Genomic DNA, 10,945 nt, shown 5'->3' on the forward strand with positions numbered 1-10,945 from the left:
TCGCTGGCACGCAGACTGCATGGTCAGTTTGCGCCCGCCTTTCAGCTTTCTGGAGTACTGCCTTTGAATGCGACGACCATCAACAGCCTGTTCTTGATCGGCGCGTTGCTGGTAGGTGCGAGCATTCTGGTGAGCTCACTTTCGTCCCGCCTCGGCATCCCGATTCTGGTGATCATCCTGGCCGTCGGCATGGCGGCCGGCGTCGATGGCGCCGGCATTATTTTCGACAACTACCCCACGGCTTATCTGGTCGGCAACCTCGCGCTGGCGGTGATCCTGCTCGACGGCGGCTTGCGCACCCGGGTGTCGAGTTTCCGCGTGGCGTTATGGCCGGCGCTCTCGCTGGCCACGGTCGGCGTGTTGATTACCACCGGACTGACCGGCATGGCAGCCGCGTGGCTGTTCAACCTGAACCTGATCCAGGGCCTGCTGATCGGCGCCATCGTCGGCTCCACCGACGCTGCGGCGGTGTTCTCGCTATTGGGCGGCAAAGGCCTGAACGAACGGGTAACCGCCAGCCTTGAAATCGAATCCGGCAGTAACGACCCGATGGCGGTGTTTCTCACCGTCACCCTGATCGACATGCTCGCCAGCGGCCAGACCGGCCTGCACTGGAGCCTGCTGACCCACCTGCTGCGCGAGTTCGGTATCGGTGGCGTCATCGGCCTGGGCGGTGGCTGGCTGATGCTGCAACTGGTCAATCGCATCAACCTGGCCACCGGCCTGTATCCGATCCTGGTGATTGCCGGTGGCCTGGTGGTGTTTGCCCTGACCAACGCCCTACACGGCAGTGGCTTCCTGGCGGTATACATCTGCGGCTTGGTGATCGGCAACCGTCCGGTGCGCAGCCGCCACGGCATCCTGCACATGCTCGACGGCATGGCCTGGCTGGCGCAGATCGGCATGTTCCTGGTGCTGGGGCTGCTGGTGACGCCTCACGACCTGCTGCCTATTGCCTTGCCGGCACTGGCACTGGCGTTGTGGATGATTCTGTTTGCCCGGCCACTGTCGGTGATGGTTGGCCTGCTGCCATTCAAAGCGTTCCATGGTCGCGAGAAAGCGTTCATCTCCTGGGTCGGCCTGCGCGGCGCGGTCCCGATCATTCTGGCGGTGTTCCCGCTGATGGCCGGCCTGCCTAACGCCCAGCTCTATTTCAACCTCGCGTTCTTTATCGTACTGGTGTCGCTGCTGGTTCAGGGCACGAGCCTGCCGTGGGTCGCCAAGCTGCTGAAGGTGACGGTGCCCCCGGAGCCTGCCCCCATCTCCCGCTCGGCCCTGGAAGTGCACGTCACCAGCGAGTGGGAGCTGTTCGTTTATCGCCTCGGTGCGGAGAAATGGTGCATCGGTTCGCCCCTGCGGGAGCTGAAAATGCCCGAAGGCACCCGTATCGCCGCCCTGTTTCGCGGTCAACAATTGCTCCATCCGTCGGGTAGTACGGTGCTCGAAGTCGATGATTTGCTGTGTGTTATCGGCCATGAACACAACCTGCCGGCCCTCGGAAAACTCTTCAGCCAGGCGCCACAACGGGGCCTCGATCTGCGCTTCTTCGGCGACTTCGTACTGGAAGGAGACGCCCAGCTGGGCGCGGTTGCAGCCCTGTATGGCCTGAAAGTCGAAGGCATCGATCCGGACATGTCCCTGGGCCACTTCATTGCCCAGAAGGTTGGCGGCGCGCCAGTGGTGGGTGACCAGGTGGAATGGAACAACACCATCTGGACCGTGGCCGTAATGGACGGGAACAAGATCGGCAAAGTGGGCGTCAGATTCCCCGAAGGAAGTCGCCCGGGTCCCGGACTCTTCCTCTAAACTGCTTCCACTATCACTTGCTTGACCGGTCTTTATGCCTAACCTGCGCTCTATTTTCGCCATTGCCCTTTTGGGCTTGAGTCTCTCTGTCGGCACCCTTGGTTTATCGCAAGCGGTGCAGGCGGCCGAACCACCCTCCAGCGAAGCCGTGCAGACGAGCCTGGACAAGATCGCCGACCGCAAATTGCCGGAAGCCGATCAGAAGGCCCTGCAAACCGTTCTGCAAAACACGCTGAGCCAGCTCAACAACAAGCGTGATTACGAGCAGAAACTGACCGCGCTCAAGCAGCAATTGAACAATGCGCCCAAACAGACCCTCGAGAACCAGCGTGAACTGACCCGCCTCAAGGCCAGCACCGTGGTGCCGGTGGCGCAGCGCTTCGCCAAAGAACCGATCCAGCAGCTGGAACAATTGCTCACCGAGCGCTCCACCCAGCAAGGCGAACTGCAAAAAGCCCTGGCCGATGCCAACAGCCTGATCATCACCGCCCAGACCCGCCCCGAGCGCGCCCAGGCGGAGATCTCAAGCAGCCAGACGCGCATTCAGCAGATCAACACCATCCTCAAGAACGGCAAGGACGGCGGCAAGACTTTGAGCGCCGAGCAGCGCGACCAGCTCAATGCCGAACTGGCAGCGCTGAACGCCCTGATCCCGCTGCGCCGCCAGGAACTGGCCGGCAATACCCAATTGCAAGACCTCGGCAACAGCCAGCATGACCTGTTGTCGGAGCGGTCCGATCGCCTGGATCGGGAAATCCAGGAACTGCAAACCCTGATCAACCAGAAGCGTCTGGCGTTGTCCCAGGAAACGGTCACCCAGCAATCCATCGAAGCGCAGAAGGCCGGCGGCAGCAGCCTGCTGGCCACCGAAAGCGCGACCAACCTGAAGCTTTCGGACTACCTGCTCAAAAGCACTGACCGCCTCAACGAAGTCACCCAGCAAAACCTGCAGACCAAGCAACAGCTGGACAGCCTGACCCAGAGCGACTCGGCCCTGGACGAGCAAATCAACGTGCTCAAAGGCAGCCTGCTGCTCTCGAAGATTCTCTACAAACAGAAACAAGCGTTGCCGCGCCTGCGGCTCGACCGCAACCTGGCCGACCAGATCGCCGACATTCGCCTGTACCAATTCGAAGTCAGCCAGCAACGGGAATTGCTGAGCAGTCCGACCACCTACGTCGAAAACCTGCTGGCGACCCAGCCGCCCGAGCAAGTCACGCCGCAGCTGCGCAAAAGCCTGATGGAGCTGGCCACCACCCGCGCCGACCTGCTGGAACGCCTCAATCGCGAACTGAGCGCTGTGCTCAATGAATCCATCACCCTGCAACTGAACCAGAAGCAACTGCTCAGCACGGCGCAAAGCCTGCGGGCGACGCTAGATGAGCAGATGTTCTGGATCCCGAGCAACAAGCCGCTGGAACTGGAGTGGATTCGCAGTGTGCCGGATCGCCTCCAGCGTCAACTCGATTCACTACCGGTACTGTCAAGCCTGAGCGAACTGACCGACGGCCTGACCCAGCGCCCGCTGCTGTTCCTGCCACTGGCACTGCTGATCGGCGCACTGCTGTGGCGGCGCAAGAATCTGTACGCGCGACTGAACAAGGTTCACCAGGACATCGGTCACTTCAAACGCGATAGCCAGTGGCACACGCCGCAGGCGATTCTGATCAATATTCTGCTGGCGATGCCGGTTTCCCTGGGCCTCGCATTGTGCGGGCTGGCCCTGCGAATCGACGCCCGTGGGCAGAACGCCAATATGGGCGCGGCGCTGCTGCAAATGGCCGGGGCCTGGCTGGTGTTCTACACCGCCTACCGGATCCTCGCACCGGGTGGTGTGGCAGAACTGCATTTCCGTTGGGAAAAGCCCCAGGTGGAATTCCTGCGCAGATGGGTCCGCCGCCTCGGCATCGTGGTGATGGCACTGGTGACCGTAGTGGCCGTTGCCGAACTGCAACCGGCGGCGCTGGCCGATGACGTGATCGGCATGCCGGTGGTGCTCACCTGCTACGCCTTGATGACCTTGCTGCTCAGCCGCTTGCTCATCAGCAGCCCGACCCACGAGAACGCCTCGCTGTTCCGCAAGCTCGTGGGGATCCTGTTCACCGCCCTGCCCGTCGCGCTGTTCGTGGCAGTGTGCTTCGGCTACTACTACACCGCGCTGAAGCTCAGCGACCGCTTGATCAACACCCTGTACCTGCTGATGTTCTGGCTGGTGATCGAAGCCACGTTCGTGCGCGGTCTCAGCGTGGCAGCCCGGCGGCTGGCCTACCAGCGCGCCCTGGCCAAACGACTGGCCGCCAAGGAGGCCGGCGATGGCGAAGCGGTGATCGAAGAGCCGAGCATGGACATCGAGAAGGTCAACGAACAGTCCCTGCGCCTGATCCGCCTGGCACTGCTCGGCGGCTTCATGGCGGCACTGTATTGGGTCTGGGCCGACCTGATCACCGTGTTCTCGTACCTGGACAACGTCACTCTCTACGAATACACCAGCGGCACCGGCGCCAACATGAGCATGGTGCCGATCAGCATAGGCGACATGCTTGGCGCACTGATCATCATCGGCATCACCTTCGCCCTGGCGCGCAACCTGCCGGGCTTGCTCGAAGTGTTCGTGCTGTCGAAGCTCAACCTGGCCCAGGGCAGCGCCTACGCGACCACCACGCTGCTGTCGTACGTGATCGCCGGTGTCGGTTTCGTCTCGACGCTGTCGACCCTCGGCGTGAGCTGGGACAAGTTGCAATGGTTGGTGGCGGCACTGTCGGTCGGCCTCGGTTTCGGCATGCAGGAGATCTTCGCCAACTTCATTTCCGGCATCATGATCCTGTTCGAACGCCCGGTGCGGATCGGTGACACCATCACCATCGGCAACCTGTCGGGCACCGTGAGCAAGATTCGCATCCGTGCCACGACCATCACCGACTTCGACCGCAAGGACATCATCGTCCCGAACAAGACGTTCATTACCGGGCAACTGATCAACTGGTCGCTGACCGACACCATCACCCGGGTAACCCTCAAGCTCGGCGTCGACTACGGCTCGGACCTGGACCTGGTGAAAGAACTGTTGCTCAAGGCGGCACGCGATAACCCGCGCGTGCTGAAAGACCCGGAACCGCACGTGTACTTCCTGAACTTCGGCGAAAGCACCCTCGACCACGAGTTGCGCATGCACGTGCGCGACCTCGGCGACCGCAACCCGGTGCTCGACGAGGTCAACCGCTTCATCAACCGCGAGTTCAAGAAGCAGCACATCAACATCTCGTTCCGGCAGATGGAGGTCTACCTCAAGAACCTGCACGGCCAGGAATACAAGATGGTGCCGATCGAACCGGAAGCGAAAACCATCGTGCCGGTCGTCGACGGCAAGCCGGCGCAAGAACCGCCCGCCGCCAAACTCGACTAACTGGCCATTCCCCAGCAGAATGCTCGGACATTCTGCTGGAGCCGGCCCTTGAAAGCCCTCGACGAACTCACTTTCGATAATCGCTTCGACCGCCTGGGCGATGCGTTTTCCGCCCATGTGCTGCCCGAGCCCATCGATAATCCGCGCCTGGTGGTGGCCAGCCCCGCCGCCATGGCGTTGCTGGACCTCGACCCGGCCGAGGCCGAAACCCCGGAGTTCGCCGAACTGTTCAGCGGCCACAAGCTCTGGGCCGACGCGATTCCAAGGGCGATGGTCTATTCCGGGCATCAGTTCGGTTCCTACAACCCGCAACTGGGCGACGGTCGCGGCCTGTTGCTCGGCGAGGTGTACAACGAGGCTGGCGAACATTGGGACCTGCACCTCAAGGGCGCTGGCCAGACGCCGTTTTCACGCATGGGCGATGGCCGGGCGGTACTGCGCTCGTCGATCCGCGAATTCCTCGCGTCCGAAGCCCTGAATGCCCTGAACATCCCGACCACTCGCGCCCTGTGCGTAATCGGTTCAGACACCCCGGTATGGCGCGAAAAGCAGGAGCGCGCGGCCATGGTCCTGCGCCTGGCGCCGAGCCATGTGCGCTTCGGCCACTTCGAATATTTCTACTACACCAAGCGCCCCGAGCAGCAGAAAGAGCTGGGCGATCACGTGCTGGCCATGCACTTCCCGCAGTGCCTGGAACAACCGGAGCCGTACCTGGCGATGTTCCGCGAAGTGGTAGAGCGCAATGCCGAGCTGATTGCCAAGTGGCAGGCCTATGGCTTCTGCCACGGGGTGATGAACACCGACAACATGTCGATCCTGGGCATCACCTTCGATTTCGGCCCGTTCGCCTTCCTCGACGATTTCGACGCCAACTTCATCTGCAATCACTCAGACGACCAGGGCCGTTACTCCTTCAGCAACCAGGTGCCGATTGGCCAGTGGAACCTCAGCGCCTTGGCCCAGGCCCTGACGCCGTTCATCAGCGTCGAGGCCCTGCGCGAAACCCTCGGCCTGTACCTGCCGCTGTTCCAGGCTCATTACCTGGACCTGATGCGTCGCCGCCTCGGCCTGACCACCGCGGAGGATGACGATCAGAAATTGCTGGAGAACCTGCTGCAGCTGATGCAGAACAGCGGCGTCGACTACAGCCTGTTTTTCCGCCGTTTGGGTGAAGAAGCACCGGAACAGGCCATCACCCGCTTGCGTGACGACTTCGTCGACCTCAAGGGCTTTGATGCCTGGGGCGAACTCTACGTCGCCCGGGTGGCCCGAGAAGGCACGCTTGATCAAGAGCAGCGCCGCCAGCGGATGCACGCGGTCAACCCGCTGTACATCCTGCGCAACTACCTGGCGCAAAAGGCCATCGAGGCAGCGCAGAGCGGCGACTATTCGGAAGTCCGCCGACTGCACGGGGTGCTGAGCAATCCGTTTGTGGAACAACCGGGGATGGAAAGTTATGCCGAGCGACCACCGGAGTGGGGCAAGCATCTGGAGATCAGTTGTTCGTCGTGAGGCGGGTCAGATAAAGACCTCTGCCGACACACCAAAGCGCTCGGCCAACCAGCGGATCTGCCGCAGGTTGAGCTGGCGCTTGCCGCTCAGGATCTCGGAAACCACAGACTGAGGGCCGATGCCAGGCAGGTCACTCTGACTCAGGCCGTGTTCACGCATCAAGTAGCCAAGAACCTCGACCCCGCTAGGCTTCGGCATCGGGTGATGCTTATGGTCCCACTCCTCAATCCAGTCACCGATGATATCCACCAGACTCATCAGCGGGTGGGACTCATCATCGCCGGTCATCTCGAGCAACTCGTCCAGCGCATGCGCCAGCAGGTCATAGTCATCTTCGCTTTTCGGCTTTCGAAGCAGCGGTGAGACGAACTCCCAGTGCTCGGCAGCTCTTTTGATCAGGACACTCATGCTCTTTCCTCCTTCCATTTGCCACGGTCATATTCGCGGTGATCCAGCACATGCTTGATATAAAGCTTTTGCGATCGATATCTGACAAAAGCTATCAGCCGCAACTTGTTGCCACCAATATCGAAAACATGAAACTCACCTACCTTGTCGACAGCAGGGAATGTGGCTCTCATCGCCGCAAAATCCGGCGGTTTGCTTCCTTTGGCTAATTGATACCAATGATCCAGCGCGTTGGCTGCCATTGGCCATTTGGCCTTGGCTTCACGTACTCTTTTTTCGGTGAGAACATGCATGCAACATCCTTATCGCACTTTGCTATGGGGAGTTAATCACAGATCAAAAATATCGCAAGTTGCGATAATCCTTGGCAGACCAGCGGTGTGGCTCAGCACGACTTAGCCTAGTTTTATCGTTTGTCGCTGCGCGATTGAAAACATGAGCAAACGTCTCCAACTAGGTGTTATCTGCTTCCCATTGGATATCGCTCATGACCGACCCACTCCTCATCCCCTGCCCCCACTGCAACGGCCTCAACCGCATTCCCGCCGAGCGTCTCAACGACCATCCAAAATGCGGACGCTGCAAGGCCGAAGTCCTGCTGAGCAAACCGTTTGAATTGAAGCAAGGCGACTACGCCAGCCAGATCAAGGGCGATCTGCCGCTGCTGGTGGACGTGTGGGCGGACTGGTGCGGGCCGTGCAAGTCGTTTGCGCCGGTGTTCGAGCAGGCAGCCGGGCAACTGGAGGGCAAGTGTCGGCTGGCCAAACTGGACAGCGAGGCGAACCAGCAGTTGTCGGCGCAGTTGGGGATTCGCTCGATTCCGAGCCTGATCCTGTTCAAAAGCGGCCGGGAAATCGCCCGGCAGAGCGGGGCCTTTCCGTTACCGCAGTTGATGAGCTGGTTGCGTAGCCAGGGCATCTGAAGCACCACAGGTTTTTCAGGCGTTTTCCAGCAGGTTGTGCAGCTCAACGAATTGCTGGGTCAGCTTGTGCCGCGGGTCGAGATGGATCAGCGGTGTGTTGGCCTGGTGGGATTCGCGCATGCGTACCGAGCTGGCCAGGTACACCGGCAGCACCGGCAGGCCTTCGGCGATCAGTTCGTCGAGAATTTGCTGGGGCAGGCTGGCGCGGGCCTGGAACTGGTTGACGACGATGCCTTCGACTTCCAGGCCTTCGTTATGGTCGTCCTTCAACTCTTCGATTTCCGCCATCAGGCCGTACAGTGCCTGGCGTGAAAAGCTGTCGCAATCGAAGGGGATCAACACACGATCGGCGGCAATCAATGCAGAAACCGCATAGAAATTCAGCGCTGGCGGGGTATCAAGGTAAATCCGGTCGTAGTCTTCGCTCAGCTCTTCAAGCAACTTACGCAGCTTGTTGATCTTGTGCTTGGCTTCAAGTTTTGGCTGCAAGTCCGCGAGCTCGGCGGTGGCGGTAATGACATGGAGGTTATCGAACGGGGTTTCGTAGATGTCGACCTGATTCTTTTTGGAGAACGGCCCGGAAGACAGCGTCTGCTTGAAGAAATCGGCGATGCCCATCGGGATATCGTTACCGGTGAGCCCCGTCAGGTACTGAGTGGAGTTGGCCTGGGCATCGAGATCCACCAACAAGGTGCGAAAACCCTCGCTGGCACTGACCGCCGCCAGATTGCAGGCAATGCTGGACTTGCCAACGCCACCTTTCTGATTGAACACCACGCGCCGCATGTCAAAACCTCCGTGTACCAAAGAATGACCGAGTGTAGTGGTCCACCGCGTTGCTTCGCTACCTTGTCGGCAAAGGGACTACACAGTCAGTTGCCTTCTCTTGCTTGAAAAGCCCTGAACGGCTCAGTGATTCGACGCCAAAACCGACAGACGGAGCAAAAACTCTGTGAATAATTACCAATCGTTCAATTTTTGCGAGCCAACCGCTTCATCTTGCTGAGCAAAATGTAACCAGCATTTGCTACACGTTCCCGGCACCGGGATAATGCGCGCCACTCGGCGCCAAACGCCACGCAGGGTAAGTCCCGGCTCTCAGCCACTCCCCGCGTCAAGTAAGCCCGTGAGGGTGGGATGAATGTCTGTGATCAACTTCAACATCGCCCAATGGCGCGCTTGGGCCCCTGGGCTTGATAGCGTGAGCGATTGGCAGGCCTGGAGCCGACAACCGGTCGTACTGCCGGACAGCGATGCCGCTCCCGACGTTTCCTTTCTGCCGGCCATGCAGCGCCGGCGGCTCAGCCGCCTGGCGCGGATGGCCTTCAGTGTTGGCTGGCCATTGGCCGAAGGTCGGCAGGATTTGCCATTGGTCTTTGTTTCCCGTCACGGCGAAACGCCCCGCACCGTCGACATTCTCAGTGATCTGGCCGCCGATCAGCCGCTGTCGCCAACCCAGTTCAGCTTGTCGGTGCATAACGCGATTATTGGTTTGTGGTCGATCATGCGTGGTGAAACCAGCGAAATGACGGCCCTGGCTGCCGCCGGCGATGGCCTGGAACACGGCATGCTGGAAGCTGCCGCGCTGCTGGCTGAAGGCGCTCGCGCAGTACTGCTGGTGGTCACCGAAGAGCAGCCGCCCGAGGCTTACTCAACCTGGATCGACGACGTGCCGTTCCCTTATGCCGTCGGCCTGCTGATCACACCCGGCACCGACTGGCGGTTGTCCCTGAACAGCCCCTCGGATGCGTTGTCCAAACCCCGCTGGCCCCACGCGCTGAATCTGTTGCGTATGCTGCTCGGCCAGCAAACCACCTGCCAACATGCCTGGAAAAATCGTGTATGGACCTGGCAACGCAACCCGTGACCGAGAAAAACCGCGACGCCTATTACTGGCGCTTGCTGGCCACCGCCGCGAGCTTTGCCCTGTTCGGGTTGGGCGGGCTGTGCCTGCGTCTGGCGATTTTCCCTTTGCTGAACTGCCTGCCGGGCGACGCCCGAACCCACCGGCTGCGGGCCCGGCAAACGGTCAGCCGCTGTTTTTGGATTTTTGTGCGCTTCATGGCCCGTACCGGGGTGCTGACCTACACCATTGAAGGCGCGGAAAAACTCGGTCGTCCCGGGCAAATGATCATTGCCAATCACCCGTCGCTGATCGACGTGGTGTTTCTGATCGGCCTGGTGCGTCACGCCAACTGCGTGGTCAAGCAAAGCCTCTGGGAAAATCCCTTCACCCGCGGACCGCTGCGCTGCACTGAGTACATCAGCAACGACGGCAGCATGGACATGCTCGACGCGGCTGCCGATGCACTGAAAGACGGCCAGACCCTGATCATTTTCCCCGAAGGGACGCGCACCCGACCCGGCCAGGCACCGGCCTTTCATCGGGGCGGCGCGGCAATCGCCCTGCGCGGTGCGAAAATCCTCACCCCGGTCATTATCAAGGTCAGCCCGACCACACTGACCAAGGCCGAGCCCTGGTATCGCATCCCCAAGCGGCGCGTGCACTTCAGTTTCCGGGTCGGGGCCGATATAGACCCACAGACCTTCGCCACGCAGGGGCCGGCTCCGCAGGCCTCGCGCAAGCTCAACGATTATCTACATTCTTACTTTATTAAGGAGCTCGCCGAAGATGAGCGATCTGCACCGTGATATCAAAATGCTTATCATCGACGCCCTTGGCCTGGAAGACATCAGCGCCGAAGACATCGGCAACGACCAGACGCTGTTCGGCGAAGGCCTGGGCCTGGACTCGGTGGACGCCCTGGAACTGGGCCTGGCCATCCAGAAAAAGTACGGCATCAAAATCGACGCCGATGCCAAAGACACACGTAATCACTTCAGTAACGTGGCGAGCCTTGCGGCGTTCGTCACCGCAAAACAGGCAGCTTGAG

At 60.5% G+C, this 10,945-nt stretch carries 10 protein-coding genes; 7 read left to right on the top strand and 3 right to left on the bottom strand.

Annotation, left to right across the window (positions count from 1 at the left end; all coding sequences use genetic code 11):
- Window positions 1–63 precede the first annotated feature (63 nt).
- Genes AC1D1M_RS09555 through selO form a run of 3 tightly spaced genes read left to right on the top strand, consistent with a single transcriptional unit; the run spans window position 64 to window position 6,721 of the window.
- Window positions 64–1,806, top strand: coding sequence for a potassium/proton antiporter (locus tag AC1D1M_RS09555; protein ID WP_477775444.1), 1,743 nt, complete (start codon window positions 64–66; stop codon window positions 1,804–1,806).
- Window positions 1,807–1,840: 34 nt separating this feature from the next.
- On the top strand, window positions 1,841–5,209 hold the full coding sequence (gene mscK, locus AC1D1M_RS09560; RefSeq protein ID WP_477775445.1) for a mechanosensitive channel MscK: 3,369 nt from the start codon (window positions 1,841–1,843) through the stop codon (window positions 5,207–5,209).
- A 48-nt stretch (window positions 5,210–5,257) separates the two neighbouring features.
- Complete coding sequence (gene selO / locus AC1D1M_RS09565) at window positions 5,258–6,721, top strand: protein adenylyltransferase SelO (protein ID WP_477775446.1); 1,464 nt, start codon at window positions 5,258–5,260, stop codon at window positions 6,719–6,721.
- Between the two features lie 6 nt (window positions 6,722–6,727).
- On the opposite strand, the gene AC1D1M_RS09570 is transcribed toward selO, so the two are convergent.
- Together AC1D1M_RS09570 and AC1D1M_RS09575 are read right to left on the bottom strand one after the other, a co-directional pair.
- Window positions 6,728–7,129: a helix-turn-helix domain-containing protein gene (locus AC1D1M_RS09570; protein WP_477775447.1), complete on the bottom strand. Its 402-nt coding sequence runs from the start codon at window positions 7,127–7,129 to the stop codon at window positions 6,728–6,730.
- Window positions 7,126–7,422 (bottom strand): type II toxin-antitoxin system HigB family toxin, encoded by a 297-nt coding sequence (locus AC1D1M_RS09575; RefSeq protein ID WP_108216275.1) that lies wholly within the window; start codon window positions 7,420–7,422, stop codon window positions 7,126–7,128. The genes AC1D1M_RS09570 and AC1D1M_RS09575 overlap by 4 nt, the downstream gene beginning before the upstream one ends.
- 194 nt (window positions 7,423–7,616) lie before the next feature.
- Between AC1D1M_RS09575 and trxC the strand changes: the two genes are divergently transcribed.
- Entirely contained in the window at window positions 7,617–8,051 is a 435-nt protein-coding gene (gene trxC, locus AC1D1M_RS09580) for a thioredoxin TrxC (protein WP_477775448.1), read from the top strand.
- A 15-nt stretch (window positions 8,052–8,066) separates the two neighbouring features.
- Here trxC and AC1D1M_RS09585 read toward each other — a convergent pair whose 3' ends face one another.
- Window positions 8,067–8,837 (bottom strand): ParA family protein, encoded by a 771-nt coding sequence (locus tag AC1D1M_RS09585; RefSeq protein ID WP_008016979.1) that lies wholly within the window; start codon window positions 8,835–8,837, stop codon window positions 8,067–8,069.
- A gap of 355 nt (window positions 8,838–9,192) precedes the next feature.
- On the opposite strand from AC1D1M_RS09585, the gene AC1D1M_RS09590 reads away from it, so the two are divergent.
- The 3 genes from AC1D1M_RS09590 to AC1D1M_RS09600 are packed head-to-tail and all read left to right on the top strand — an operon-like array spanning window position 9,193 to window position 10,944.
- Complete coding sequence (locus tag AC1D1M_RS09590) at window positions 9,193–9,918, top strand: beta-ketoacyl synthase chain length factor (protein WP_477775449.1); 726 nt, start codon at window positions 9,193–9,195, stop codon at window positions 9,916–9,918.
- Window positions 9,894–10,703: a lysophospholipid acyltransferase family protein gene (locus AC1D1M_RS09595; RefSeq protein ID WP_477775450.1), complete on the top strand. Its 810-nt coding sequence runs from the start codon at window positions 9,894–9,896 to the stop codon at window positions 10,701–10,703. Before AC1D1M_RS09590 ends, AC1D1M_RS09595 begins: the two co-directional genes overlap by 25 nt.
- Complete coding sequence (locus tag AC1D1M_RS09600) at window positions 10,684–10,944, top strand: phosphopantetheine-binding protein (RefSeq protein WP_477775451.1); 261 nt, start codon at window positions 10,684–10,686, stop codon at window positions 10,942–10,944. The genes AC1D1M_RS09595 and AC1D1M_RS09600 overlap by 20 nt, the downstream gene beginning before the upstream one ends.
- Window position 10,945 lies beyond the last annotated feature (1 nt).

The sequence above is a fragment of the Pseudomonas sp. P1_F7 genome (genome assembly GCF_056405655.1).

What these genes read in the sequence shown, in the direction of transcription:
- trxC (WP_477775448.1), top strand. Translation starts at nt 7,617, where the DNA reads ATGACCGACCCACTCCTCATCCCCTGCCCCCACTGCAACGGCCTCAAC.
- AC1D1M_RS09570 (WP_477775447.1), bottom strand. Translation starts at nt 7,129, where the DNA reads ATGAGTGTCCTGATCAAAAGAGCTGCCGAGCACTGGGAGTTCGTCTCA.
- AC1D1M_RS09595 (WP_477775450.1), top strand. Translation starts at nt 9,894, where the DNA reads ATGGACCTGGCAACGCAACCCGTGACCGAGAAAAACCGCGACGCCTAT.
- AC1D1M_RS09600 (WP_477775451.1), top strand. Translation starts at nt 10,684, where the DNA reads ATGAGCGATCTGCACCGTGATATCAAAATGCTTATCATCGACGCCCTT.
- mscK (WP_477775445.1), top strand. Translation starts at nt 1,841, where the DNA reads ATGCCTAACCTGCGCTCTATTTTCGCCATTGCCCTTTTGGGCTTGAGT.
- AC1D1M_RS09585 (WP_008016979.1), bottom strand. Translation starts at nt 8,837, where the DNA reads ATGCGGCGCGTGGTGTTCAATCAGAAAGGTGGCGTTGGCAAGTCCAGC.
- AC1D1M_RS09575 (WP_108216275.1), bottom strand. Translation starts at nt 7,422, where the DNA reads ATGCATGTTCTCACCGAAAAAAGAGTACGTGAAGCCAAGGCCAAATGG.
- AC1D1M_RS09590 (WP_477775449.1), top strand. Translation starts at nt 9,193, where the DNA reads ATGTCTGTGATCAACTTCAACATCGCCCAATGGCGCGCTTGGGCCCCT.